General features: G+C 74.4%; 26 protein-coding genes. 8 read left to right on the top strand and 18 right to left on the bottom strand.

The genetic code is table 11. The annotated features are described in order from the left end of the window. Positions 1-48 precede the first annotated feature (48 nt). Positions 49-2,322 carry an MMPL family transporter gene (locus tag ACYVQV_RS15785; protein ID WP_461024270.1) on the top strand — a complete coding sequence of 758 codons (2,274 nt, stop codon included), beginning with the start codon at positions 49-51 and terminating at the stop codon, positions 2,320-2,322. A 10-nt stretch (positions 2,323-2,332) separates the two neighbouring features. Here ACYVQV_RS15785 and ACYVQV_RS15780 read toward each other — a convergent pair whose 3' ends face one another. The 4 genes from ACYVQV_RS15780 to ACYVQV_RS15765 all read right to left on the bottom strand — a co-directional run bounded on the left by ACYVQV_RS15780 (position 2,333) and on the right by ACYVQV_RS15765 (position 4,519). Next, positions 2,333-2,692 (bottom strand): GntR family transcriptional regulator, encoded by a 360-nt coding sequence (locus tag ACYVQV_RS15780; RefSeq protein ID WP_461024269.1) that lies wholly within the window; start codon positions 2,690-2,692, stop codon positions 2,333-2,335. Beyond that, complete coding sequence (ispF, locus tag ACYVQV_RS15775) at positions 2,689-3,204, bottom strand: 2-C-methyl-D-erythritol 2,4-cyclodiphosphate synthase (RefSeq protein WP_461024268.1); 516 nt, start codon at positions 3,202-3,204, stop codon at positions 2,689-2,691. Before ispF ends, ACYVQV_RS15780 begins: the two co-directional genes overlap by 4 nt. Continuing rightward, the gene (locus ACYVQV_RS15770) at positions 3,201-3,971 is read right to left on the bottom strand and encodes an IspD/TarI family cytidylyltransferase (RefSeq protein WP_461024267.1); all 771 of its coding nucleotides are present in this window, start codon (positions 3,969-3,971) and stop codon (positions 3,201-3,203) included. The genes ispF and ACYVQV_RS15770 overlap by 4 nt, the downstream gene beginning before the upstream one ends. A gap of 65 nt (positions 3,972-4,036) precedes the next feature. Continuing rightward, a complete protein-coding gene (locus ACYVQV_RS15765; protein ID WP_461024266.1) occupies positions 4,037-4,519 on the bottom strand; it encodes a CarD family transcriptional regulator in 483 nt (160 codons plus the stop codon). A 253-nt stretch (positions 4,520-4,772) separates the two neighbouring features. Between ACYVQV_RS15765 and ACYVQV_RS15760 the strand changes: the two genes are divergently transcribed. Next, entirely contained in the window at positions 4,773-5,360 is a 588-nt protein-coding gene (locus ACYVQV_RS15760; RefSeq protein WP_461024265.1) for a hypothetical protein, read from the top strand. A 92-nt stretch (positions 5,361-5,452) separates the two neighbouring features. On the opposite strand, the gene ACYVQV_RS15755 is transcribed toward ACYVQV_RS15760, so the two are convergent. Together ACYVQV_RS15755 and ACYVQV_RS15750 are read right to left on the bottom strand one after the other, a co-directional pair. Beyond that, positions 5,453-6,133 carry a response regulator gene (locus ACYVQV_RS15755; RefSeq protein WP_461024264.1) on the bottom strand — a complete coding sequence of 227 codons (681 nt, stop codon included), beginning with the start codon at positions 6,131-6,133 and terminating at the stop codon, positions 5,453-5,455. Continuing rightward, the gene (locus tag ACYVQV_RS15750) at positions 6,130-7,386 is read right to left on the bottom strand and encodes a sensor histidine kinase (RefSeq protein WP_461024301.1); all 1,257 of its coding nucleotides are present in this window, start codon (positions 7,384-7,386) and stop codon (positions 6,130-6,132) included. The genes ACYVQV_RS15755 and ACYVQV_RS15750 overlap by 4 nt, the downstream gene beginning before the upstream one ends. Before the next feature lie 176 nt (positions 7,387-7,562). Between ACYVQV_RS15750 and phoU the strand changes: the two genes are divergently transcribed. Both phoU and ACYVQV_RS15740 read left to right on the top strand, forming a co-directional pair. Next, positions 7,563-8,246, top strand: coding sequence for a phosphate signaling complex protein PhoU (gene phoU / locus ACYVQV_RS15745; protein WP_461024263.1), 684 nt, complete (start codon positions 7,563-7,565; stop codon positions 8,244-8,246). 39 nt (positions 8,247-8,285) lie between these two features. Then, positions 8,286-8,882: a hypothetical protein gene (locus ACYVQV_RS15740; protein ID WP_461024262.1), complete on the top strand. Its 597-nt coding sequence runs from the start codon at positions 8,286-8,288 to the stop codon at positions 8,880-8,882. Between the two features lie 10 nt (positions 8,883-8,892). Here ACYVQV_RS15740 and ACYVQV_RS15735 read toward each other — a convergent pair whose 3' ends face one another. The 3 genes from ACYVQV_RS15735 to mshA all read right to left on the bottom strand — a co-directional run bounded on the left by ACYVQV_RS15735 (position 8,893) and on the right by mshA (position 11,529). Beyond that, positions 8,893-9,636 (bottom strand): phosphoglyceromutase, encoded by a 744-nt coding sequence (locus ACYVQV_RS15735; RefSeq protein ID WP_461024261.1) that lies wholly within the window; start codon positions 9,634-9,636, stop codon positions 8,893-8,895. A gap of 22 nt (positions 9,637-9,658) precedes the next feature. Then, on the bottom strand, positions 9,659-10,135 hold the full coding sequence (locus ACYVQV_RS15730; RefSeq protein WP_461024300.1) for a YbjN domain-containing protein: 477 nt from the start codon (positions 10,133-10,135) through the stop codon (positions 9,659-9,661). A 62-nt stretch (positions 10,136-10,197) separates the two neighbouring features. Next, positions 10,198-11,529, bottom strand: coding sequence for a D-inositol-3-phosphate glycosyltransferase (gene mshA / locus ACYVQV_RS15725; RefSeq protein ID WP_461024299.1), 1,332 nt, complete (start codon positions 11,527-11,529; stop codon positions 10,198-10,200). Between the two features lie 158 nt (positions 11,530-11,687). Between mshA and ACYVQV_RS15720 the strand changes: the two genes are divergently transcribed. Next, positions 11,688-12,482, top strand: a complete 795-nt coding sequence (locus ACYVQV_RS15720; protein ID WP_461024260.1) for a class I SAM-dependent methyltransferase — start codon at positions 11,688-11,690, stop codon at positions 12,480-12,482. Between the two features lie 19 nt (positions 12,483-12,501). Here the strand turns inward: ACYVQV_RS15720 and ACYVQV_RS15715 are convergent, their stop codons facing one another. From ACYVQV_RS15715 to ACYVQV_RS15695, 5 genes are all read right to left on the bottom strand, one after another. Then, on the bottom strand, positions 12,502-13,071 hold the full coding sequence (locus ACYVQV_RS15715) for an O-acetyl-ADP-ribose deacetylase (RefSeq protein WP_461024259.1): 570 nt from the start codon (positions 13,069-13,071) through the stop codon (positions 12,502-12,504). Between the two features lies 1 nt (position 13,072). After that, positions 13,073-13,402: a DUF2516 family protein gene (locus tag ACYVQV_RS15710; protein ID WP_461024258.1), complete on the bottom strand. Its 330-nt coding sequence runs from the start codon at positions 13,400-13,402 to the stop codon at positions 13,073-13,075. Between the two features lie 52 nt (positions 13,403-13,454). Continuing rightward, complete coding sequence (gene dtd / locus ACYVQV_RS15705; protein ID WP_461024257.1) at positions 13,455-13,880, bottom strand: D-aminoacyl-tRNA deacylase; 426 nt, start codon at positions 13,878-13,880, stop codon at positions 13,455-13,457. Further along, a complete protein-coding gene (locus ACYVQV_RS15700; RefSeq protein ID WP_461024256.1) occupies positions 13,877-14,917 on the bottom strand; it encodes an asparaginase in 1,041 nt (346 codons plus the stop codon). The genes dtd and ACYVQV_RS15700 overlap by 4 nt, the downstream gene beginning before the upstream one ends. Before the next feature lie 112 nt (positions 14,918-15,029). Then, positions 15,030-15,686 carry a hypothetical protein gene (locus ACYVQV_RS15695; RefSeq protein ID WP_461024255.1) on the bottom strand — a complete coding sequence of 219 codons (657 nt, stop codon included), beginning with the start codon at positions 15,684-15,686 and terminating at the stop codon, positions 15,030-15,032. Between the two features lie 215 nt (positions 15,687-15,901). On the opposite strand from ACYVQV_RS15695, the gene ACYVQV_RS15690 reads away from it, so the two are divergent. After that, entirely contained in the window at positions 15,902-16,888 is a 987-nt protein-coding gene (locus ACYVQV_RS15690; RefSeq protein WP_461024254.1) for an LLM class F420-dependent oxidoreductase, read from the top strand. A 177-nt stretch (positions 16,889-17,065) separates the two neighbouring features. Here the strand turns inward: ACYVQV_RS15690 and ACYVQV_RS15685 are convergent, their stop codons facing one another. From ACYVQV_RS15685 to ACYVQV_RS15670, 4 genes are all read right to left on the bottom strand, one after another. Further along, positions 17,066-17,701, bottom strand: coding sequence for a hypothetical protein (locus ACYVQV_RS15685; RefSeq protein WP_461024253.1), 636 nt, complete (start codon positions 17,699-17,701; stop codon positions 17,066-17,068). 11 nt (positions 17,702-17,712) lie between these two features. Continuing rightward, positions 17,713-18,411 carry a helix-turn-helix domain-containing protein gene (locus tag ACYVQV_RS15680; RefSeq protein WP_461024252.1) on the bottom strand — a complete coding sequence of 233 codons (699 nt, stop codon included), beginning with the start codon at positions 18,409-18,411 and terminating at the stop codon, positions 17,713-17,715. Positions 18,412-18,565: 154 nt separating this feature from the next. Beyond that, entirely contained in the window at positions 18,566-19,162 is a 597-nt protein-coding gene (locus ACYVQV_RS15675) for an RsiG family protein (protein ID WP_461024251.1), read from the bottom strand. A 12-nt stretch (positions 19,163-19,174) separates the two neighbouring features. Beyond that, positions 19,175-20,047: a beta-keto acid cleavage family enzyme gene (locus ACYVQV_RS15670; protein ID WP_461024250.1), complete on the bottom strand. Its 873-nt coding sequence runs from the start codon at positions 20,045-20,047 to the stop codon at positions 19,175-19,177. Positions 20,048-20,425: 378 nt separating this feature from the next. Here ACYVQV_RS15670 and ACYVQV_RS15665 point away from each other — a divergent pair, with 378 nt between their 5' ends. Beyond that, positions 20,426-25,432, top strand: a complete 5,007-nt coding sequence (locus tag ACYVQV_RS15665) for a peroxidase family protein (protein WP_461024249.1) — start codon at positions 20,426-20,428, stop codon at positions 25,430-25,432. Then, on the top strand, positions 25,405-25,665 hold a 261-nt coding region (locus tag ACYVQV_RS15660; protein ID WP_461024248.1), incomplete at its 3' end, for an Ig-like domain-containing protein. The genes ACYVQV_RS15665 and ACYVQV_RS15660, both read left to right, overlap by 28 nt.

The following is a 25,665-nucleotide window of genomic DNA, read 5'->3' as shown; positions in this document are numbered from 1 at the left end:
GCCGCGTGCCGTGGCCCGTCCGCAGGTGCCGTCCCCAGGAGCGTCCCCGTGTCCGCACCGCCCGCACCCGACCCCGTCCTGCTCGACCGTCCCCACGACCGCCGGGACCGGTCCCGACGGCACCCCGACGACGCCGTCGCGACCGGCGGGCTGGTGGCCCGCACCGCGCGCTGGAGCGCCACGCACCGGTGGACCGCCATCGGCCTGTGGGTGCTGCTGGTCGTCGGGTCCGTCGCCGCCGGGCTGGTGGCCGGCAACCGCGAGCTGACGGCCGCCGAGTACGGGGTCGGCGCCTCGGCCCCGGCCGACGCCGCGCTGAGCCGCTCGGACTTCGGCGACGTGCCCTCCGAGTCGGTGCTGGTACGGGCGGCCGACGGCGGCACCGTCGACCCGGCGTCCCCCGCGGTCACCGGGCTGGCCGAGCGTCTCGGCGCCCTCGACGGCGTCTCGGCCGTCTCGCCGCCGCTGCCCTCGGCCGACGGCGGGTCGGTGCTGCTGCAGGTCGAGCTGGCCGCCGGGACCGGCGACGACTCCGAGCGCGCCGCCGTCGCCGAGGACGCGGCGAGGGCGGTCGCGGGTGCGCTGGCCGACGCGGAGGCGCCCGGCCTGGTCCTCGCGCAGACCGGCGACACCTCCCTCGGGCTGGCCGTGGACGAGATGTACTCCGACGACCTGCGGCGGGCCGAGCTGCTGTCCGTGCCCGTCACGCTGGGCATCCTCGTCCTGGTCTTCGGCGCGCTCATCGCCGCCGGCATCCCGGTGCTGCTCGCGCTGACGTCGGTCGCCGGGGCGTTCGGCCTGTCCCAGCTCGCGTCGCACCTGGTGCCGTCGAGCGACGTCCTCGCCTCCGTGATCCTGCTCGTCGGCATGGCGGTGGGGGTCGACTACTCGCTGTTCTACGTGCGCCGCGAGCGCCAGGAGCGGCTGCGCGGGGCCGGGACGGTCGAGGCCGTCACCGTCGCCGCGGCGACCTCCGGGCGTGCGGTCGTCGTGTCCGGCGCGGCCGTCACGGTGTCGATGGCGGGGATGTTCCTCGCCGGGGAGGCCACCTTCTCCTCGCTGGCCGTCGGGACGATCCTCGTGGTGTCCGTCGCGGTGGTCGGGTCCGTCACGGTGCTGCCGGCGGTCCTGGCCCTGCTCGGTCGCTGGGTCGACCGGCCGCGCGTCCCGCTGCTGCACCGGCTGCGCCGTCGGGACGGCGGTTCGCGGTTCTGGCCCGCCGTCCTGCGTCCCGTCCTGGCGCGGCCGCTGGCCGCGCTCGTCGTGGGCACCGTCGCCCTGCTCACGGTCGCGGCGCCGGCGCTGGGGATGCGCCTGGGCTTCCCCGGTCTGGAGGACCTGCCCGACGACGTCCCCGCCGTCGCCGCGTACGAGGCGGTGACCACCGCGTACCCGTCACAGGGGGCGTCGCACACCGTCGCGGTGTGGAGCGAGGACGGCGAGCCGCTGGACCGCGTCACGGTCGACGCCGCCGTCACCGCGCTGGCGTCCGCCACGGCGGGCACCCCGCCGTTCGCCACGGGAGACGGCCTGGCCGCCGAGTACTCCCAGGACGGCGACGTCGCCCGGCTGAGGGTGCCCGTCAGCGGCGAGCCGGACAGCGACGAGGCGTCCCGCAGCGTCGTCGACCTGAGGGAGGACCTCCTACCGACGACCCTGGGCGCGCTGCCCGGGGTGGACGTCGCCGTCACGGGGCCGACCGCCGGCTCCGACGACTTCGAGGCGCTGCTGGCCGAGCGCATGCCCTGGGTGGTGGCGTTCGTGCTGCTGCTGACCGTCACGGTCCTGGTGCTGTCGTTCCGCTCCCTGGCCGTGGCGCTGACCGCGGCGGCGCTCAACCTGCTGTCGGTCGGTGCCGCGTACGGCGTCCTGGTGCTGGTCTTCCAGGGCACGTGGGCGGAGGGCCTGCTCGGCTTCACCAGCAACGGCGCGGTCGTCACGTGGCTGCCGCTGTTCCTGTTCGTGATCCTGTTCGGGCTGTCGATGGACTACCACGTGTTCGTCGTCAGCAGGATCCGCGAGCTGGCGCTGGCCGGCGTCCCGGTCCGGCGGGCGGTGCGCGACGGCATCACCGGCACCGCCGGCACCGTCACCAGCGCCGCGGTCGTGATGGTGGCGGTGTTCTCCATCTTCGCGACGCTGACCCCGCTGGACTTCAAGCAGCTCGGGGTGGGGCTGGCCGTGGCCATCGCGATCGACGCGACGATCGTGCGGGCGGTGCTCCTGCCGTCGGCGATGGCGCTGCTGGGTGAGCGCAACTGGTGGCTGCCGGGCTGGATGGCACGCGGGCTGGACCGGCTGCCCGACCTGGCGCACCGCTGACGGGCGGCGCCTACGCCCCGTACGCCGAACGGACGAGCGCCACGGCCTCGTCCTCACCGACGCCGAGGGTCCGCACGCGGGTGACGAACTCGCGTGCGGCCCGTCGGGCGGCGCGGCCGTCGTCGTCGGCGACGAACGTGCCCGCCCGGCCGCGGCCGACGAGCAGCCCGTCGCGCTCGAGCTCGGTGTAGGCGCGGGCGACGGTGTTGGCGGCGATCCCGATCTCGGCGGCCAGCACCCGCACGGGCGGCAGGCGGTCCCCGGGGGCGAGCCGGCCGCTGTCGACGTGCTCGCGCACCTGGCGGCGCACCTGCTCGTAGGGGGCGACGTCGCTGTCGGCGTCGACGACCACCCGCACCTCGGCGTTCACGGGTCCACCCTGTCGGACCACGCGGCGCCGGGCACGACGAGGGCCGTGGCGACCGCCGCGACGCCCTCCCCGCGACCGGTGAGCCCCAGCCCGTCGGTCGTGGTCCCCGAGACCGACACGGGGGCGCCGCAGGCGGCCGACAGCGCCTGCTGCGCCTCCTGCCGGCGGGTACCCACCTTGGGTCGGTTGCCGACCACCTGGACGGCGACGTTGCCGATCTCGTACCCGGCGTCGCGGACGCGACGCGCGGCCTCGGCCAGCAGCGCCACCCCCGACGCACCGGCCCACTGGGGCTCCGACGTGCCGAAGTGGGCGCCGAGGTCCCCGATGCCCGCCGCCGAGAAGAGCGCGTCGCACGCGGCGTGGGCGACGACGTCGGCGTCGGAGTGCCCCGCGAGCCCGCGCTCGCCCGGCCAGTGCAGGCCGGCGACCCACAGCTCACGGGTCCCCGTCTCGTCGACGGCGTGGACGTCGACGCCCACCCCCGTGCGGGGCAGGGGCGGGTGGGTCACGGTCCGGCTCCCTCGCTCGTCGTCCTGTTCGTCGTCCTGTTCGTCGTCCCGTCCGTCGGCCCGTCGGTCGTCTCGTCCGTCGTCCGGCTCGTCGGGACGGTAGCGGCCCCGGTGACCTGCGTCCGGCCGGGGGCGTGCTGCTGCGCGACGAGCGCCTCGGCGAGGAGCAGGTCCGTGGCGGTGGTGACCTTGAACGCCTGCGCCGAGCCGTCGACCAGGTGGACCGGGTGCCCGGTGCGCTCGACCAGCCCCGCGTCGTCCGTCGCCGCCAGCGTCTCGTCGTCGGCGTGCGCGGCGGCCGCGGCGTGCGCCCGCTCCAACGTCGAGCGCTCGAAGCCCTGCGGCGTCTGCACCGCGCGCAGGCGCGCCCGGTCGACCACGGCGCCGCTCACGTCCCGCACGGTGTCGGTCACCGGCACCACCGGGACGACGGCCACGTGCCCGGCCCGGACGGCGCGGGCCACCGCGCGCACCGTCGACGCCGGGGTGAGGCATCGCGCCGCGTCGTGCACCAGGACGGTTCCGACGCCCGGGGCCAGGGCGGCCAGCCCGCGCGCCACCGAGGCCTGACGGCTGCCACCGCCGGCGACCGCGCTCACCCGCACCGCGGGCGGGGCGGCGTCGGCCAGCCGACGGACGAGCGCGTCGCCCACGGCGTCGGCCGGCACGACCAGCACGACCTCGGACACGACGTCGGCGGCCAGCACCCGCTCGAGCGCGTGCTCGAGGAGGGTGCGGCCGCCGACGGTGACGAACGCCTTCGGCACCCCCGCCGCGAGGCGGGTGCCGCTGCCGGCCGCGACGACGACGCAGCCGACCGTGCCGGTCGTGCTCAGCTCGCGAGGACCTCGTCGAGGATGGCCTCGGCCTTCTCCTCCTCGGTCTTCTCCGCCAGGGCCAGCTCGGAGACGAGGATCTGGCGGGCCTTGGCCAGCATCCGCTTCTCGCCCGCGGACAGCCCGCGGTCCTGGTCCCGGCGCCACAGGTCGCGGACGACCTCGGCGACCTTGATGACGTCACCGGAGGCGAGCTTCTCCAGGTTGGCCTTGTACCGGCGCGACCAGTTGGTCGGCTCCTCCGTGTACGGGGCGCGCAGCACCTCGAAGACCCGCTCCAGGCCCTCGGCCCCCACGACGTCCCGGACCCCGACGAGGTCGCAGTTCTCGGCCGGTACCTCGATGGTCAGGTCGCCCTGGGCGACCTTCAGCTTGAGGTAGAGCTTCTCCTCACCCTTGATGGTCCGCTTCTTGATCTCCTCGATCAGTGCCGCACCGTGGTGCGGGTACACGACCGTCTCGCCGACCTTGAAAGCCATGTGCTCTTATCCCCTTTCGCGACCTCCACTCTAACACGCGCTCGGCGGCGGACGTGAGGGTCGTCACGACGTTTGCCCTGGTCAGGGGCACATTCGCCCGTCGAGCGGACTTGACAGACGTCGTGACTGCGTGCTCCGCGCCACCTCGACCAGGGCCGCGGGCGACCCGGCGATAGGGTGTGGCGCGACATGGCAGGACCCGTCCGGGGTCCCCGCGCCCGCCGCCTCGAGCGGACGTCCCCGAGGAGTCGCAGTGAACCGCATCGCCCGTCCGGTGACCCTGGCCGCCGCGGCCCTCGTGGCGCTGGGGCTCTCCGGGTGCTCGCTGACCAGCCAGCAGACGACGCAGCTGCAGTACACGCCCAGCGACGGCTCGCAGCTGGACCTGCAGGACGGCGTGGGCCTGCGCAACGCCATCCTCGTCTCCGAGGGCCGCGGCGAGCCCGCGACCCTCGTCGCGACCGTGGTCAACGACGGGCCGGAGGACGTCACCGTCCTGATCGAGGGCGGGGGCCTGGCCGGCGACGTGGAGGTCCCCGCCTACGGCACGACGAGGATCGGCCCGGACCAGGACACGACGCTGCGGGTGGACTCCCTCGACGTGTGGCCCGGCGAGCTGGTGACGCTGGCGATCGCGACCCCGGGCGCGGCCGACGAGCTCGACGTCCCGGTGCTGGACGGCACCCTCGAGGAGCTCGGCGACTACCTGCCGACGCCCGAGCCGACCCTCGAGCCGACCCCCACCGCGGGGGCGACCAGCGCGCCGACCGGGGAGCCGACCAGCGAGCCCACCACGGGCGGGACGCCGGCGCCGACCAGCACGGCGACCACGACGCCCTGACGGACCGCCCGACCCGGACCGCCCGACCCGGACCGCCCGACCCGGACGGGCAGGGCCGGGCAGGGCCGGGCCGGGCCGGGCGGTCCGCGGCGTCACGCCTCGAACTTGTAGCCCAGCCCCCGCACCGTCACCAGGTACCGCGGGGTGGACGGGTCCGGCTCGATCTTGGCCCGCAGCCGCTTGACGTGGACGTCGAGGGTCTTGGTGTCACCGACGTAGTCCGACCCCCAGACCCGGTCGATGAGCTGTCCGCGGGTGAGTACCCGGCCGGCGTTGCGCAGCAGCATCTCCAGCAGCTCGAACTCCTTGAGCGGCAGCGGTACCGCCGCCCCGTCGACGGTCACCACGTGCCGCTCGACGTCCATCCGGACGGGACCCGCCTCGACCGTGGACGGCACGAGCTCCTCGGGCTCCGACCGGCGCCGCAGCACGGCGCGCACCCGCGCCACCAGCTCCCGCGAGGAGTACGGCTTGGTCACGTAGTCGTCGGCCCCCAGCTCGAGCCCCACGACCTTGTCGATCTCGCTGTCCTTCGCGGTCAGCATGATCACCGGGACGGCGCTGCGGGTCCGCAGCTGGCGGCACACCTCCGTGCCCGGCGTGCCGGGGAGCATCAGGTCCAGCAGGACCAGGTCGGCGCCGTGCCGGTCGAACTCCTCCAGGGCGGCGGTCCCGGTGTCGGCCACCGTCACCTCGTACCCCTCCTTGCGCAGCAGGTACGACAGCGGGTCGCTGAAGGACTCCTCGTCCTCCACCACCAGGATGCGGGTCACGTCGGCACGCTCCTCGGTTCGGGCGCCGGCGGCGCCTGGTCGTCACCCCGGGCACCGTGCCCGGGTCGTGCGCCGGCGCCGTCACGGCGCCCGGCGTCCCCGGCGTCGTCCGCCGGGAGGTCGTGGGGCCCGGTCGCCACGACGGGCAGCCGCAGCGTGAACGTCGAGCCCTGCCCGGGGCGGCTCCACACCGTCACGTCCCCGCCGTGGTTGGACGCCACGTGCTTGACGATGCTGAGCCCGAGCCCCGTGCCGCCGGTCTCGCGGGAGCGCGCCGGGTCGACGCGGTAGAACCGCTCGAACACGCGGTCCTGCTCCTCCGGGGGGATGCCGATGCCCTGGTCGGCCACCGCGATCCCGACGAGCCCGCCGTCGCGGGTGACACCGACACCGACCCGGGTGCCGCGGTCGCTGTACCGGACGGCGTTGTCGACGAGGTTGCGCACCGCGGTGACGAGCAGCCCGTGGTCGCCGTACACCTGCACCCCACTGGGGGAGCCGACGACGACGGTGACCTCCCTGGCGGTGGCCACGGTGCGGGACCGGTCGACCGCCTCCGCGACCACGTCGTCCACCGACACGGCGGCCGGCTGCTCCAGGCCCTGGGCGACCTGCAGCCGCGACAGGTCGATGATGTCCTGCACCAGCTCGGCCAGCCGCTCGGACTCCCGGTGCATGCGCGCGGCGAACCGGCGGACGGCGTCGGGGTCGTCCGCGGCGTCCTGCAGCGCCTCGCTGAGCAGCGAGATCGCCCCCACCGGCGTCTTCAGCTCGTGGCTGACGTTGACCACGAAGTCGCGGCGGACCTCCTCGACCCGCCGCGCCTCGGTGCGGTCCTCGACGAGCAGCAGGATGTGCAGCGGCCCGAGCGGCGCGACGCGGGCGTGGACGAACAGCGTCCCCGACCCCAGCGGGCCCCGCGGCAGCTCCAGCTCCTGCTCCCGGATCTCGCCGTCGCGCCGCACGTCGCGGGCCAGGTCGAGCAGCGCGCCGTGGACGACGTCCCGCCCCCGGACGAGACCGAACGCGTACGCGGCCGGGCTGGCGCGCACGACCGCGTCGGCGACGTCCAGGACGACGGCGGCGGAGCGCAGGACGGCGAGCACCTCGCCGACGCCGCGGGGCAGCTCGGGCTCCGGCGGGGCGGGGACGCGGGACTGCTGCCGCTCGCTCCAGCGGAACGCCAGCAGGGCGGTGACGACCACGAGCACCGCGAGCGCGGCCGCCGTCGTCGCCGCGACCTGCACGTCCACCTCCACGTCGGCCAGCGTAGGGGCGCCCGACACGTGGTCCCGGACGCCGGGGGCCGCCACGACGCACCCGTCGCCAGGTGTTCACCTGGGGTCGCCGTGACGTTCACGATGCACTGTGATGGTGTGGCCACGACGCGCCCCCGCCGGGAGGGGCGCCCGCACAGGACCGGAGCACGATGCGCGACGTCTTCCACCACGAGCTCGACCAGCTCGCCGACCAGCTCGTCGAGATGGCCGACCTCGTCGGCCAGGCGATGACCAGCGCGACGAAGGCGCTGCTCACCGCGGACCTGCCGCTGGCCGAGAGCGTCATCGCGGAGGACGCCCGGATCGACCGGATGCAGCTCGACCTCGACGAGCGCGCCGTCGCGATCCTCGCCCGCCAGCAGCCGGTCGCCACCGACCTGCGGGTGGTCGTGTCGAGCATGCGCATGTCCATGACGCTGGAGCGGATGGGTGACCTGGCGCGCCACGTCGCCAAGATCGCCCGGCTCCGCTTCCCCCACCACGCCGTCCCGGAGACGCTGGAGCCCGCGTTCGCGCAGATGGGCGAGATCGCCCAGCGCGTCGCGCACAAGGCCGGTCAGGTGATCCGCACCCGCGACCTGGACGTCGCCGCGGAGCTCGAGCGGGACGACGACGAGCTCGACCGGCTGCACCGGGACATGTTCGGCCTGCTGCTCGAGCGCGGGGAGCAGGTCGGCGTGGCCACCACCGTGGACCTCACCCTGCTGAGCCGGTACTACGAGCGCTTCGGCGACCACGCGGTGTCCGTCGCCGAGCGGGTCGAGTTCCTCGTCACGGGCGGCACCGAGCGGCCGCTGGACGCGGACCGCTCCCGCGCGGTCGACGACGACTGAGCGACCCGGCCCCGGCGGCCGGCCGGTAGCGTCGTCCGCGTGACCTCACGCGTGCTGGCCGGACTGGCCGCCGGACTCGGCGCCCTGGCCCTGACCGGCCTGACGGCGTGCACCTCGGACGACGGGGCGGCCGCCCCGCCCCCCACGCCCACGGCCTCGGCCACCGGGACGGGCGACCCCGCGGCGCCGTCCCCCTCGCCGGAGCCGGGCCCGCTCGACTGCGACGTGGTCGCGGTCGCGCAGGGCGAGCTGGAGCAGGCGACCGGGGCCGAGCTGGAGCGGCTGGGCCTCGGCCGGGAGGACCCGCGAGCGTTCCCGGTCACCCTGTTCGTCGCCACCCGCGACGGCGCGGACTACTGGGAGCAGGTGCGCGGCGCGGTGACCGACGAGGCGCCCGCCGACCTGCGCGACGACGTGGCGGTCGTCGCCGGCTGGTGGACCGAGGTCGGCCCGCGCCTGGCCGGCGTCGAGGTGGCCGGCCCGTCGAGCACCGCCGTGCAGGAGGCGCTGACCGAGACGGAGCGCATCACGGCGGACGCCGCGGACGCCCGCGTCACCCAGGCGCAGCAGCGGGTCCAGGCGGTCGTGGACGCCACCTGCGGGACCCTGCCCGACGCGGCCGCGACGACGCGGTGAGGGCGGGCGGTCAGCGCCCCTGGTTGGCGACGGCCGCGGCGGCCTCGGCGGCGGCGTCCGGGTCGAGGTAGCGACCGCGCGCGGTCACCGGCCGCAGGTCGTCGTCGAGCTCGTACAGCAGCGGGATGCCCGTCGGGATGTTGAGCCCCGGGATCTCCTCGTCGGAGATCTGGTCGAGGTGCTTGACCAGCGCGCGCAGCGAGTTGCCGTGCGCGGCCAGCAGGACCACCTTGCCGGCGCGCAGGTCCGGGACGACGTCGCTCTCCCAGTAGGGCAGCATCCGCGCGACGACGTCCTTGAGGCACTCGGTGCGCGGCATGTCCGCGCCGAGGTCGGCGTAGCGCGGGTCACCGTGCTGGCTGAACTCGTCGGCCTCGTCGATCTCCGGCGGCGGCACGTCGTAGGACCGGCGCCAGGTCATGAACTGCTCCTCGCCGAACTGCTCCAGGGTCTGCTTCTTGTTCTTGCCCTGCAGCGCGCCGTAGTGGCGCTCGTTGAGGCGCCAGGAGCGCTTGACCGGGATCCAGTGCCGGTCCGCGACGTCCAGGGAGATGTTGGCGGTCGCGATCGCGCGGCGCAGCAGCGAGGTGTGGACGACGTCGGGCAGCAGACCCTCGGCGGCCATCAGCTCGCCGCCGCGACGGGCCTCCTCGACGCCCTTCTCCGACAGGTGGACGTCGACCCAGCCGGTGAAGAGGTTCTTGGCGTTCCAGTCGCTCTCACCGTGACGCAGCAGCACGAGGGTGTAGGTCATGGCGTCACCCTACTGACGCGGGTCAGGACCCGCCGTCCCGCTCCAGCAGGTGCCGGAACGCCTCGAGGTTGCGGGTGGACTCGCCGCGCGAGACGCGCCACTGCCACTCCTTGCGCATCGAGCCGAGGAAGCCGAGCACGAGCAGCTCGTCGAAGCTCTCGTCGGCGGTGCGCGCGACCACCCCCATCAGCGCGTCGACCGTGGACGGCGTCACGCCCTCGAGCGGGACCCGCCCGACGAGGTACACGTCGCCGTCCCCGTCGAGCGCGAACGCGGCACCCCGCAGCCGGGCGTTGCGCTCCAGCAGCCAGCGGTGGAACGCGCCCTCGTTCTCGTCGGGGTGGCGGATGACGAAGGCCGACACCGACAGCGAGCGCTCCCCCACGATGACCGACACCGTGGTGCGCAGCTTGTGCTCCCCGGGCAGCTGCAGCACGTACTCGCCCTGCCGGGCACCCGGCTCGACGCCGACCCCGGCGTCCTCGCCCAGGTCGGCCAGCCAGTCCAGCAGCGCGCGCTCCGCGCGCTCGCGCAGCGGGCCCGGTCCGTCCACGGCGTCGCTCACGGGGCCACCTGCAGGTCGCCGGCGGGCGCCGGCGCGGGGGTCGACGTCGAGGCGTCGGCGGGCAGGGACAGCAGGCGGCTGATCCGCTCGGTGCGGGCCGCGTCGTACACGGCGAGGGTGCGCTCCACGGTGGCGTCCCAGCCGAAGCCGGCGGCGTGCCGGGCGGCGCCGCGGGCCAGGGCGTGGCGCCGCGCGGGGTCGGCCAGGAGCGAGCCGAGGGCGTCCGCCCAGTCGGCCGGGTCGTGCGTCGGCACGAGCAGCCCGGACTCGCCGTGCGCCACGGCGGTGGTCAGCCCCCCGACGTCCGCCGCCACCACCGGGGTGCCGGTGGCCTGCGCCTCGATCGCCACCAGTCCGAAGGACTCGTTGTACGACGGGACGGTCACCACGTCGGCGGCCCGGTACCACTCGGCGAGCCGGGCCCGGTCGACCGGCGGGTGCAGCCGGACGACGTCCGGGACGCCCGGCACGCCCATCAGGCCGAGGCCGCGGGCCAGGTCGGCGATCTCGGTCGGGTGCCGCAGCCCGCTGCCGCTCGGCCCGCCGACGACCGCGACGACGAGGCGCGAGCGCAGGGACGGGGTGGTGCGCAGCAGGTGGGCGACGGCGCGCACGAGCACGTCGGGGGCCTTGAGCGGCTGGATCCGGCCGGCGAACAGGACGACGTGCGCGTCGTCGGGCAGGCCGAGCGCGGCGCGGGCGCGCCGGCGTCCGGCGTCCCCGGTGTCGGAGAACACGTCGAGGTCGACGCCCGGCGGCACGACCTCGACGACGTCCGGCGGCGCGTCGTAGAGGGTGACGAGGTCGCGGGCCTCCGCGGGGGTGTTGGCGACGAGCCGGTCGGCGGCGGCGACGACCTGCTCCTCGCCGATGACCCGGCCGGTCGGCTCGGGCACGTCGCCGTCGGCGAGGTGCTCGTTCTTGACCTTGGCCATGGTGTGCATCGTGTGCACGAGGGGCACGTTCCAGCGGTCCGCGGCGAGCCAGCCGACCTGGCCGGACAGCCAGTAGTGCGAGTGGACGACGTCGTACCAGTTCGGCTCGTGCCGGGCCTCGGTGCGCATGACGCCGGCGGCGAACGCGCACAGCTGGCCGGGCAGGTCCTCCTTGGCGAGCCCCTCCAGCGGACCGGCGGACACGTGCCGGACGAGCACCCCGGGGGCCAGTTGCACGACCGGGTCGTGCTCGGACGACGTGGCGCGGGTGAACACCTCGACCTGGGTGCCGCGGCGGGCGAGGCGGGTGGCGAGCTCGACGACGTAGACGTTCAGACCGCCGGCGTCCCCCGTCCCGGGCTGCTCCAGCGGCGAGGTGTGCACCGACAGCATCGCCACGCGGCGGATGGTGGGCGCCCCGTCCGGGACGGCCGGCGGGTGGGCTGTACGCACTCCCGCGACGCTACCCGCGCCCCCGGGGGCCGGCAGCACGAGGTGGCCCGGCTCACGCGGGGCCGGGCCCCCGTCGCGGCTGCTGGCACCATGCTCCGGTGCCCGTCCAGCGTCCCGTCGGCTCCGTCACCCGGGGCACGACGAACGCGAACCGGCTGCGCCGGGTCGACCGCTGGCTGGCCGGTCCGGCCGCGGGTGCGCTGCGCCGCGCCGCGGACCCCCTCGTCGTCGACCTGGGGTACGGCGCCTCCCCGGTCACCGCCCTGGAGCTGCACGCGCGGCTGCGGGCCGTGCGGGCCGACGTCGAGGTGGTGGGTCTGGAGATCGACCCGGCGCGCGTGGACGCGGCGCGGCCCCTGGAGCGGCCCGGGGTGTGCTTCGGCCTGGGCGGTTTCGAGGTGGGCGGACCGGTCGCGGGCCGCCGCCCGGCGCTGGTCCGGGCGGCGAACGTCCTGCGGCAGTACGACGCGTCGCAGGTGGGCGGGGCGTGGTCGACGGTGACGGCGCGGCTCGCCGACGGCGGGTTGCTGGTGGACGCCACCTGCGACGAGGTCGGACGGCGCGCCGCCTGGGTCGCGGTGACCGCGGACGGTCCCGCGTCGCTGACCGTGTCGCTGCGGCTCGCGGGGCTGGACGCGCCGTCGTCCGTCGCCGAGCGGCTGCCGAAGGCGCTGATCCACCGCAACGTGCCCGGCGAGCGCGTGCACGCCTGGCTCGCGGCGCTGGACGACGCGTGGCGGCGGCACGCGCCGCTGGCGTCGTTCGGCGCCCGGCAGCGCTGGGTCGCGACGTGCCGGTCGGTGGCCGCGGCGGGGTGGCCGGTGCTCGGCGGCCCGTCGCGATGGCGGCTCGGCGAGGTCGGCGTCGCCTGGGACGCCGTCGCGCCGTCCTGACGCCGGCCGTGCGCGGGCCTCAGGACCGGTGGCGGTCCAGGGCGTCCAGGAAGGCCTCGTGGGCGCGGCGGCCGAACAGCACGAACCGCACCAGCTCGACGGCTGCGACGTCCTCGGGCCGGCCGTGCAGCACCTCGTGGACGGTGCGGACGGCGACGTCGGCGACCTCGCGCACGTCCCACCCGTAGACCCCGGCGCTGACCGCGGGGAACGCGACGCTGCGGGCGCCGGCACCGGCCGCGACGAGCAGCGAGGTGGAGAAGCAGGACGCGAGCAGCGCCGGGTCGGTCTGGCCGCGGCGGGCGTCGGGGCCGACCGTGTGCACGACCCAGCGGGCGGCCATCCGGCCGGCTCCGGTCACGGCGGCCTGCCCGGTGGGCAGGCCCTGCGGCCAGGCGGTGCGCCGCAGCCGCTCGCACTCCTCGAGCAGGGCCGGTCCCGCGGCGGCGTGGATCGCCCCGTCGACGCCGCCGCCGCCCATCAGCGAGGAGTTCGCGGCGTTGACGACCGCGTCGACCGCCTGGACGGTGATGTCCCCCTCGACGGCCTCGACGACCACCCGAGCCGGCTGCGCGGGGGCGCCGGTCACGTCACCAGCCGCCGTAGCCGCCGGGTCGCGACCCCCGGCCGCCGACCGCGCGCAGGGCCGGGCGGACGTCGGTCAGGTACACGGCGGCGGCGACGACCGCGATCACGACGAGGAACAGCAGGCCGCCGTTGCCCAGGGACACGAAGCCGACGGCGGTCGCGACACCGAGGATGATCAGCCACTTCTGCTTCGTGAGCTTGCCGGCCGCGGCGTACGCCTGGGCGGGGTGGCGGGCCGCGTCGACGAGCGCGAAGACCTGCATCACGAAGGCGGCCAGGGTGAGCAGCCAGAACACGAGGCCCTGCGCCGTGGCGAGCGAGAAGACGTCCACGCCACGATGGTAGGCGTCCCCGGTGCCGGGCCGTGCGCCGCGGGTGGACGGTTCACGCCTCCAGCAGCAGGGTCACCGGCCCGTCGTTGACCAGCTCGACCGCCATGTCGGCCCCGAACGCCCCGGTCGCCACCTCCAGGCCGCGCCCGCGCAGCGCCGTCACCACGTCGTCCACGAGGGGCTCGGCCACGGGGCCGGGGGCGGCCTGGTTCCAGGTGGGACGCCGTCCCTTGCGCGTGTCGGCGTACAGCGTGAACTGGCTGACGACGAGGACCGGGGCACCGGCGTCCACGGCGCTGCGCTCGTCGCGCAGCACGCGCAGCTCGGCGACCTTGCGGGCGATCCGCTCGACCTGGGCGGGTCCGTCGTCGTGCGTGACGCCGAGCAGCACGAGCAGGCCGGGCCGGTCGATCGCGCCGACGACCTCGCCGCCGACCGTGACGGCCGCGCGGGTGACGCGCTGGACGACGGCCCTCACGCGGGCGACCCGGCCGCGGCGAGGTCCCGCAGCGGGACGGCGCGGACCTCACCGACGGGCCGGCCGTGCCCCAGCACCGGCACGTGGCCGACGCGGTCGAGGACGTCGGCCTGCACGCCGAGGTGGCGCAGCGCCTCGACGAGGACGACGGGGCGGGGCCGGGACGCGCCGTCCAGCACCTTCAGGGCGACGGCGCGGCCGTCGGGCAGGGCCGCGGCGTACACGCCCTCGGCGCCGTCCTTGGCGACCAGCCCGTCGACGCCCGCGACGAGGTCGGTGACGTCCCGGCCGGTGCCGCCGACCATCTCGGGGTGCGCCCGCACGGCGGCGGCCACCCGGTGCTCGGGGGTGCCCTCGGCGGCCGTGGCGATCCGGGCGAACGCGCGCGCCAGGCCGGCCAGCGAGCAGGAGAGCAGCGGCGCGCCGCAGCCGTCGACGGTGGTGTGGCGGACGGGGTCGCCGGTGAGCTCCTCCACGGTCGCCCGCACCGCGCGCTGCAGCGGGTGGTCGGGGTCGAGGTAGGTCGCCGGGTCCCAGCCGGCGGCGGCGCAGGTGACGACCATCGCCGCGTGCTTGCCGGAGCAGTTCTGCGCGACCGACGCCGGCGGGGTGCCCGCGCACCGCCACTGCAGGCCGGCGACGTCGTCCAGGGGGTGGTCCGGGGTGTTCTGCAGGGAGCCCTCGTCGAGGTCGGCGACGGCGAGCATCCGCCGGACGCCGTCGAGGTGGTGCGGCTCGCCGCTGTGGCTGGCGCAGGCGAGCGCCAGCAGCGGGCCGTCGAGGTCGAGGCCGTGGCGCAGCATCGCCACGGCCTGCAGGAGCTTCAGCGAGGAACGGGCGAGCACCTCGACGCCGGGGTCGCCGAGACCGGCGACCGGTGCGCCGTCGGCGCCGAGGGCGACGACGTGGCCGTGGTGCACGGACTCGACGACGTCGCCGCGGACGACCTCGGCGACGGGTTCGCTGCTCCGCGCGACCGGTGCTGGCGGCCGCGCGGTGCGGGCGAGCGGGGCGGGGGTGCTGGGGGCGCTGCTCACGCGGCCGAGGCTAGTGGTGGCGCGGTCGTCGCCCCGCCACCCGGTGGGTGCCGCCACCGCGGGTCGACCCGTCCCACGGCGGCGGCACCCGGTCGTCACCGGGTCCGGCAGGTCACTTCAGGGTGATGGTGAGGGTGTTGCCGGCCCCGGACATCATCCGGGTGAGCACGGGCGTCAGCAGGCCGCAGCCGGTGAAGCCGGAGACGTCGAACTGCCCGCTGAGGGTGGTCTCGCCGAAGATGTCGATCGGCGTGGTGTTCGTCAGGGTCGCCTCGGAGGCCTCCGCGGTGCGGCAGCCCGACTTCACCAGGTTCAGGCTCGGGATCCAGTCCTGGGAGACGCGGGTGACCTGCATCTCGAAGCGGCTGGTGGAGGTGATCCGGTCGTTGGCGAGGTCGACGGTGCCCGTGGTGGCGTCGACCGACTTGAGCTTGACGACGGCCGTGACCGGCACGAAGCCGAGGATGTGGGTCTTCACGGTCAGGTCGGGAACGGTCAGCTCGCCCTGCAGCTCCCCGGTGGCCAGGTCGACGTCCGCGACGAACCGGGAGGTCGGGATCTGGACGGCGAGGTCGGGGTCGGGCTTGACGAGGATCGTCTCGCCGGTCACCTGGTTCCACTCCAGGTGCACGGGCTCGGCCTGGGCGGCCGGCGCCGTGGCCAGGGTCGTGCCGGCGACGGCCGCTGCGGCGACGGCGGCGGCACCGAGCCGCCGCAGGCGGGTGCGACGGGCTGGACGGGTGGGGCGGCGGGTAGGAGCGTGGTGCACGGGTCCTCCTCGGAGGGCTGAGCGCAGGGCTCGCGGTGGGGTGGGGCGGGAGCCCCGGTGGTCCGGTTCAGACGTCCGGGTCACGGACGCGGGTACCGCTGGCCAGGCGGTGGTCGCGCACGTTACCCACGAGTAGCAGAATGACGGAACCCCGGTTACAGATACTTTCTGCGGCCGTCGCGCGGGGCGCCCGGCTCCGTGCGACGGTGAGGTGCATGACGCGCTTCGGGTACACGCTGATGACCGAGCAGAGCGGGCCCCGCGAGCTGGTCGGGTACGCCGCGGACGCCGAGCGGGCGGGCTTCGACCTGCTCGTCTCCAGCGACCACTACTCGCCGTGGCTCACCGAGCAGGGCCACGCGCCGTACGCCTGGTCGGTCCTCGGCGCGGTCAGCCAGGTGACCGAGCGGGTCGAGCTGATGACCTACGTGACCTGCCCGACCATGAGGTACCACCCGGCTGTGGTGGCGCAGAAGGCCGCGACCCTGGGCCTGCTGTCCGAGGGCCGGTTCACGCTCAACCTCGGCAGCGGCGAGAACCTCAACGAGCACGTCGTCGGCGAGGGCTGGCCCACCGTCGAGGTGCGCCACGACATGCTCGAGGAGGCCCTGCACGTCATCCGGCACCTGCTCACCGGCGAGCTGACGAGCCTGGACGGCGAGTACTACCGGGTCTCCTCCGCCCGGCTGTGGGACGTGCCGGACGACGGGGTGCCGATCGGCGTCGCGGTGTCCGGGGAGCAGTCGGTGGAGCGCTTCGCCCCCCTGGCGGACCACCTCGTCGCGGTCGAGCCGCAGGCCGACCTCGTCCGCGGCTGGACGGACGCGCGCCCGGGCGACGCACCGCCGTCCCGGGTGATCGGGCAGGTCCCGATCTGCTGGGACCCGTCGGAGAAGGCCGCCGTCCAGCGGGCCCACGAGCAGTTCCGCTGGTTCGCCGGCGGCTGGAAGGTCAACGCCGACCTGCCGACCCCGATGGGGTTCTCCGGCGCCACCCAGTTCGTCCGCGAGGACGACGTCGCCGAGGCAATCGCGTGCGGCCCGGACGTCGACCGCATCGTCGAGTCGGTGTCCGCCTTCTGGGAGGCGGGCTTCACGGACGTCGCCCTCGTGCAGGTCGGCGACGAGGGGCAGCAGCGCTTCCTCGACGAGGCGGCGCGCGACGTCCTCGGCGCCCTGCGCGAGGCCGCACCCTCCGACTGACCCCAGGTAGGTACTGATCGTCAGACGTACGTGGGGGTGATCACCCCCGAACCGGTCTGACGATCAGTGCGGCGGGGTGGGGACCTCGGGCCGCAACAGGCGAAGGGCCCTCCCGCCGGCGTGGCGGGAGGGCCCTTCGTGGTGCTCGGAGCGTGCTCAGAAGAGCGTGGCGGCTCTTCAGTCGCCGACCTTCTCGGCCGCGGCCTCGGTGGCCTTGGCTGCGGTCTCCGCGGTCTTCTTCGCGGTGGTCACGGCCGCCTTGGTGGCGGACTTGGACGACGCGGCGCGCTTGCGGGCGGTGGTGCTGGTCCGCTTCGCGGCGGACTTGGTGCCCTGCGTCCTGGTGCGGGTGGTGGTGCGGACGGCGGACGCGGTCTCGGCGACCTCGCGCTCGGCCGTCGTCGCCGTGGCCTTCGCGGCGGTGCGGGTGTCCGCGGCGCCACGGCGCACCGTGGTGACGGCGGCCTTGCCGCGGCTGATCGTGGAGCGGCTCTGCGCCAGGAGGTCCTTGGTGGACTTCTGGTTGGCGATCCGGGAGACGAGGGTGCGACCGCGCTCGGCGAGCCCGTCGAATGCCTGCTCGGCCTTGCCGGCCGCCTCGACGCCGGCGGACACGGCGGACGCCGGGAGGGTCTGGACGCGGCCCTGCAGCTTCTTCAGCTCGGCCTCGACGCGGACCCGCTCGATCTCGGCGCGGACGGCGGCGGCGCGGGCCTGCGCCTCGCGGATCTGCTCCACGGCCAGGTCGGTGATGCCGACGACGGCGTAGCCGGTGTCGGTCGCGGTCTTGCGCAGCTCGGTGGTGACGCTCATGGGGTGCCTCCTCAGGCCTCGGTGCGGGTGGTCTGGTCCTGGGCGGCCGGGGTCGCCGGCGCGTCAGGGGACGTGGGGGTGGACTCTGCGGTGGACGACGCCCTCGTCGCCCGCGTGGACGACGTCGCCGTCGTCTTCTTCGCGGCCTTCTTAGGGGCCGCCCTCTTGGTGGTGGTCTTCGTGGCGGTGGCCTTCTTCGCGGCCTGCGTCGAGGCGGATCGCGTCGCCGGGGGCTTCTTCGCGGCCGCCTTCGTGGTCGCCGCGCGCTTCCGCGTCGCCCGCTGCGGGGTGGACGCCGCAGCCGCCGCGGCCACGGCGGCCGTGACCTGCGGGTCCGGCGTGACGTCCTCGTCGCGCACGTTCTCCGCCCGGAACGTCTGGTAGAGGTCGACGAGCACGCGACGCTGCCGGTCCGTCAGGTGCGGGTCGGCGAGCAGGACGGCCTCGACCTCGACGACGTCCCCACGCTCCTCGAGGATGCCGGCGCGGACGTACAGCGCCTCGGCGGAGATCCGCAGGCCCTTGGCGATCTGCTGGAGCACCTCGGCACTCGGCTTGCGCAGCCCGCGCTCGACCTGGCTCAGGTAGGGGTTCGACACCCCGGCGACGTCGGCCAGCTGCCGAAGCGACAGCTTCGCGCTCTGCCGCTGCTCGCGCAGGTACGCGCCGAGCTCGGAGACCTTCAGGTCACTCACCTTCAGTGCAGCCACGACTCCACTGTGCTAACTGGCGCTAGCAAATGCAAGCAGAGGGCGCACGCACGCCCGGTGAGGCTCCTCACAGGGAGTCGAGGACCACCCGATCCCCAGGGCCTCTCAGGCCGTCCCGCGTGCTTGCTGCCAGCAAGCGCAACTGTCCGCGGTCTCAGACCGTGGCGCCCGGCTGCCCCGCCCCGGAGTCGGCGGCGCCCGCGTCGACCCGCCCGCTCTCGACACGGCGGGCGAGCTCCGCCGCCGCCGCGTCGGCGACCTGCTGGACGCGGTGCCGGGTGACCGACACGTCGTGCTCGAGCCGCTCGAGGCGGCTGACCGCCGCGGCGAGCTCGTCGTCGCCCAGGTGGGATGGGTCACTGAGCCGCAGGTCGGCGACCGCGCACTCGGCGGCGCGCCGCCGCTCCGACTCACCACCGGGCGTCCCGGCGTCACGCGTCACCGCGGCGCCCTCGCCGGGGCGCCCGGCGAGGACCCGCGCGAGGACCTTCACGAGCTGCGCGTCGTCATGGACCTCGTCGAGCGCGGGGGCGTCCCCGGCCGCTCCGCTGCGGCGGGACACCTCGAACCGCAGCAGGTCGAGCCGGCCTTGCAGGAGGCGGCGGACGTAGGACAGGTCGGCCTCCTCCTGCACCGCGTCGTCCCGCAGCGCCAGGACGTCGGCGTCGGCCGCGCCGTCCAGGCCGTCGGTGGCACGGGGGTCGGTGAGCCGGTCGACCCGCCGGCGGCCGCTCTCGAGGAATCCCGTCATCGCCCCAACCCCTCAGCCGGAGGCAGCCCCCTGCCGCCTGTCCTTCGTGCCGAGCAGGGTACGCGCCTCGTCGGCGGTCAGGGGCGGTCGTTGCAGCTCTTCGGCCAGACGCGCGGCCCTGGTCACGAGCTCGGCGTTGCCGGTGACGGGGCGTCCGCGCCCGTACATCAGGTTGTCCTCCATCCCGACCCGCAGGTGGCCGCCCATGGCCAGGGTCGCGGCCATCACGGGCAGGTGCGCCCGGCCGATGCCGGTGGCCGACCAGGACGTCACCTCGGCGGGCAGGGCCTGCACCCCGGCGACGAGCGCGGCGGCCGTGCCGGGCATGCCACCGGGGACGCCGGTGACGAAGTCGACGTGGACCGTGCCCCCGTACGGCAGCCCGCACTCGTCGAGCAGCCGGCGCAGGGACCACACCTGGCCGAGGTCGAACAGCTCGAACTCGGGGACGACCTCGCGCTCCTGCGCCTGCCGGTACAGGTCGACCATGAGCGACCACGGGTTGAGGAACACGTCCGGCCCGAAGTTCACGGTGCCGCACGTCAGGGAGCAGGAGTCCGGCTCGGCCTCCAGGACGCGCAGCCGGGACTCCAGCGGGTCGTGGACGCTGCCGCCCGTGGACAGCTGGACGACGAGGTCGGTCTCCTCGCGCAGCGCCTGCACGGTCGCCTTGAGGCGGCCGAGGTCGAGCGTCGGCCGGTGCTCGTCGTCCCGGACGTGCACGTGGACGAGGGCGGCGCCCGCCGCCTCGCACTCCTTCGCCTGGGCGACCAGCTCCTCCAGGGTGGTGGGGAGCTGGGGCCAGTCGGCCTTGGCGGTCTCCGCCCCGGTGGGGGCGACGGTGATCAGGGTGCCGGACGTCGTCGGCCAGCGGTCAGCGTTCACGGGCGCCATCCTGCCAGTCCCCCGGGCGCCGCGATGTCGTGCCACGCACCGTCACGCCCCGGCGCCTACGCACGCTTTCCGGACAGTCACGCCACTCTCGGTAGTTGTCAGCGCCCTGTTAGCGGGCGCGTTCGGGGGAAACCTCACTCTGCGTCGACGAGGAGGGGGACGGCTCCCCGGCTGGCGCCACATCCTTCCGACCAGTCCCCGCACGGAGCGCGAGCGCGTTCAGGGGGCCCGCACCCAGGCACCACGGAAGGAAACCCTGTGACCCGTCAACGATCCGCCAGACCCCCGGGGAGGTACGGACGCCTCGTCCGTACGGGTCTCGGGGCCGTCCTCTCCACCGCGCTCATCGCCACCGGACTGGGCTCCGCGGTGGCACCCGCCTCGGCCGCCACCGACACGGACCCCGAGTTCCGCCTCACCAAGGGCGACCTCGAGTACATCCTCAACCAGATCGACATCTCCGAGGCGCACGCCGAGGCGCTGCGCACCGGCGACACCGGCTACTCGCTCGTGTGCGAGGACCCCACGGACCGCTCGTGGACCTGCGTCCCCGACCCGAAGCTGCCGTACGGCCTGCGCACCGTCGACGGGTCGTTCAACAACCTCGAGACGGACGAGCGGAGGACCTACGGCGCAGCGGGGCAGGTGTTCCCGCGCCTGGCGGAGCCCACGTTCCGCGACGCGGACTCCTACGACCCCGACGGTCCCAACGGCCCCGCCGGGCCGGTGCAGACGTCGTACACGCAGAAGAACGGGTACGTCGTCGACTACGACCCCCGGATGATCAGCAACCTCGTCGTCGACCAGACCGTCCGCAACCCCGCCGCGGTCGCGATGATGGAGCAGGTCGAGGGGGCCTACGCCTTCGACCACGACGGGGACGGGTTCAGCTGGCAGGAGTACAGCAGCTCGCCCGACTACGACCCGACGCGCAAGCTGCCGGGCACCCCCGACCGGGTGTTCATCCCGGCCCAGTCGCCCGACGTCGGCCTCTCCGCGCCCTTCACCGGGTGGTTCACGCTGTTCGGCCAGTTCTTCGACCACGGCCTGGACCTGGTGTCCAAGGGCGGCAACGGGCAGGTCCTGCTCCCCGTGCAGCCTGACGACGAGCTGTACGTCGAGGGCAGCCGCACCAACTTCATCCCGCTGACCCGCGCCACGAACCTCCCCGGTGCGGACGGCGTGCTGGGCACCGGGGACGACGTGCAGGAGCACGTCAACCGCACCACCCCCTGGATCGACCAGAACCAGACGTACACCTCCCACCCGTCCCACCAGGTGTTCCTGCGCGAGTACGTGCTCGAGCACGGGCGCCCCGTCCCGACCGGGCACCTGCTGGACGGCGCGAAGGGCGGCGCCCCGACCTGGGCCGAGGTGAAGGCCCAGGCGCGTGAGGTCCTGGGGATCGAGCTGGACGACATGGACGTGCTGTCCGTGCCGCTGCTGGTCACGGACCCCTACGGGCGCTTCGTCGCCGGCGACTCCGGGCTCCCCCAGCTGGTCACCGCCGACGGCCCCGTCGAGGGCGACCTCGTCGCGCCCGCGGACGCGACGGCGGCGCTGGACGCCGGCGTGGCGTTCCTCGACGACATCGCCCACGGCGCCGAGCCGAAGGCCGACGGCACGCACGACGTCACGCTGCTCGAGTCGCACTACCTCAACGGCGACGGCCGAGGCAACGAGAACATCGGCCTGACCGCCGTCCACCACATCTTCCACTCGGAGCACAACCGGGTCGCCGACCACGTCGACGAGCTGCTCGACTCCATCCAGGCGTCCGACCCCGAGTTCGTCGAGCGCTGGCACGCCGACGACCGCGCGTGGGACTACGGCGAGCGCGTCTTCCAGGCCGCCCGCTACGTGACGGAGATGGAGTACCAGCACCTCGTGTTCGAGGAGTTCGTGCGCACGATCCAGCCGGAGATCGACGCCGGCCCGCTCAACGAGACGCTCTACCACAGCGACATCGACCCGGCCGTCACGGCCGAGTTCGCGCACGTCGTCTACCGGTTCGGGCACTCGATGCTCACGACGGACGTCGACCGCTCCGGGTTCGGCACCGAGAGCCTGCCCCTCTTCGACGCCTTCCTGAACCCCTCGGAGTTCACCGACGGCGGCCGGCTCACGCCGGACCAGGGCGCCGCGTCCGTGCTGCAGGGCATGGCCGGCCAGACCGGCAACGGGATCGACGAGTTCGTCGACAGCACGCTGCGCAACCAGCTCCTCGGCGTCGGCCTCGACCTGGCCGCGATCAACATCGCCCGCGCCCGGGACACCGGCATGCCCACCTTGCAGGAGATACGGGCGACCTTCTACGAGCAGACGGCGGACTCCTCCCTGAAGCCGTACGCGAGCTGGAAGGAGTTCGAGCTCGGGCTGAAGAACCGCGCGTCCGTGGTGAACTTCATCGCGGCGTACAGCACCCACCCCACCGTGGTCGCCGAGACGACCGTCGACGGGCGCCGGGCGGCGGCGCAGGCCCTCTACGCGGACCCGGCCTTCATGGCCGGGAACGACGGCCTGGCCCAGGTGGACTTCTGGGTCGGCGGTCTGGCCGAGCGTCCGATGGACTTCGGCGGCATGCTCGGCAGCACCTTCAACGCGGTCTTCGAGGGCCACATGGAGGCCCTGCAGAACGGGGACCGCTTCTACTACCTGTTCCGCGTCGTGGGGACCAACCTCATCCACCAGCTCGAGGGCAACTCGTTCTCGGAGCTGGCGATGCGCAACACCGACGCCTCGCTGCTGCACCACGACATCTTCGCCGACCCGACCCGCACGTTCGACGTGGCCGACCGCTCCACCTGGGACGACGGCGACCCCGCCACGCCCGACCTGGCCGAGATCGACGGCTGGGTGCGGTTCGACGGTGAGGACCACGTCAACATGCACGGCACCCCCCAGGACGACCGCCTCCACGGCGGCGTCGGCGACGACTCCATCTGGGGTCACGACGGCGACGACCGGCTGGAGGGCTGGGAGGGCAACGACATCCTCGTCGGCCGTCACGGCGACGACATCCTGCAGGACCGGTTCGGCGCGGACGTCATGCACGGCGGCGACGGCAACGACGCCATCAACGCCGGGTCAGGCCTCGACCTGCTGTTCGGCGGGTTCGGCGACGACTTCGTCCTGCACGGGCAGGACATCACCCAGTCGTTCGCCGGCGGTGGCCGTGACCTCGTCAAGGGCGGCAACGCGAACGACGTGCTGACCGGCAACGAGGACGACGACTGGCTCGAGGGCGGTCTGGGCTTCGACCTGCTGCAGGGCGACAACGCCCTGACGTTCCAGAACGACCCGAACGGCGGCGCGGACGTCCTGATCGCCGGAAGCGGCCTGGACGACCACGACGCCGAGGGCGGCGACGACATCATGGACAACAACGGCATCGACCGGCACATCGGGATGATGGGCTTCGACTGGGTGACCCACAAGCACGACTCGTTGCCCGCCAACGTCGACCTCGGCATCACCGCCTTCCAGCCGCCGGACGTCATCCTCAGCCGGTCGCGGTTCTCGAACGTCGAGGGCGCGTCCGGGTGGAACGGCAACGACGTGCTGCGTGGCAACAGCGCCCCGGGCGACCCGGCGCTCGCGTCCCGTGGCGGCCACGAGCTCACCCAGGCCCACCTGGACCGGGTGAAGGGTCTGCGCGAGCTGCTCGGCGGCGGCGACGTCCCGCGCTACGCGACGGCCTTCATGACGGCCGACACGCAGAACGCGAACAACATCCTGCTCGGCGGCGCCGGCAGCGACATCCTCGAGGGCCGCGGCGGTGACGACGTCATCGACGGCGACGCCGCGCTGGACTTCTACCTCGAGTGGCGCCCCGAGAGCGGCCCGGTCGAGCGGCAGGAGACGATGCAGGGCTTCCAGGCGCGGGTGTTCGACGGGGTCATCAACCCCGGCGACATCCACATCGTGCGTGAGGTCGTCACGCCCCGCGCCGACGGGGTCGTCGACACCGCGGTCTACGAGGACGTCCGCGACATGCACACCATCACCGACAACGGTGACGGCACCTGGAAGGTCGCCTACACCGACGGCGACGCCGGTGGCCTCGCCACCGGCGTGGACATCCTGCGCAACATCGAGCGGATCAGGTTCGCCGACGTCACGATCGACCTGACGACGGGCCAGCCGACCCCCGGCGCCGCCTCGGGCACGATCGAGCTCAGCACCATGAACCCCGTCGAGGACCAGGAGATCTCCGTCGTCCTCGACCCGGCCAACCCGTCCTTCACGGACCCCGACGGCATCGACTACGGCACCGTGACCTACACGTGGCAGTGGTCGGACGACGAGGGCGAGTGGACCGACTCGGTCAGCGGCACGGGGGCGATGGCCTTCACGCCGGGCGACGCCGAGCTCGGGACGCTGCGGGTCGTCGCGACCTTCACCGACGGCGCGGGCAACCTCGAGTCGATCACCTCGCTCGAGACCCTGCCGGTGCAGAACGTCAACGACGCGCCGACGTACCCCGAGCTGACGCCGGCGTCGCCGACCGTCGGCGAGGCCGTCGTGTTCGGCGTCGACTCCCTGGTCGACCCCGACGGGACGCACAACGACGACGGTGACCTCGTCGTCGACCTGCGGTTCCAGTGGTTCCAGAGCAACGGGAGCTCGTGGTCCCTCCTCCCCGGCGCGACGGGCAGCACGTTCACGCCCACCGCCGACCAGCAGGACCGCCGGCTGCGGATGGTCCTGACGTACACCGACGTCCGCGGCACGGCTGAGCGGATCGTGCTGGAGACGGGCCCGGTCTCGTCGCTGGCCACGGCGCCGGGGGCACCAGCGCTCGGTGAGGTCACCCCCGGCCACACCAGCGCGACGGTCACCTGGACCGCTCCCGCCGAGACGGGTGGCCTGGACCTGCTGGGCTACTCCGTCGAGGTGCAGGACCTGGACGGCAACCGCGTCGGCCCGCTGCGGCCCGTGGCGGCCGGCACGACCAGCCTGGTCGTGAACGGCCTGGCGAACGGCACGGAGTACCGGTTCCGCGTCCAGGCGACCAACCTCGTCGGGGGCGGGGAGTTCTCCCAGCTGTCGGAGCCGGTGACCCCGGTCTCCCTCACGCCGGGCGCCCCGTCGGTCGGTGAGCCGGTCGCAGGCGACAGGAGCGCGCGCGTCCGGTGGACGGCTCCGACCGAGGTCGGGGGCTCCGAGCTCACCGGGTACGAGGTGCAGGTCATCAGCAACGGCGGCGTGCGCAGGGTCGGGGGCATCCCGGCGTCGGCCCGGCACGCGGACGTCACGGACCTCGTCAACGGCACGCAGTACACCTTCGCGGTGCGTGCCGTGAACGCTCAGGTGACGGCGCCACCGGCACCGCACCCAACGGGCACGTGTTCGTCGGGTTCTCCGAGACGATGACCGGGTTCGACACCACCAGCATCCAGCTGGTCCGGGCCAGTGACGGCGCGCGCGTGCCGTTCACCTACGCCTTCTACCCGACCATCAACCGCCTGACCATCAACCCCTACAGCGACGGCCCCGGCGTCCTGGCCTCGGGCACCCAGTACCGGGTCACCCTCACCGGCGGTCCCACCGCCATCCGCACCACCACCGACGTCCCGCTGGAGACCACCAGCTGGACCTTCACCACC

It is taken from the genome of Thalassiella azotivora, assembly GCF_054781695.1.
This window is presented reverse-complemented; position numbering and strand designations above follow the sequence as displayed.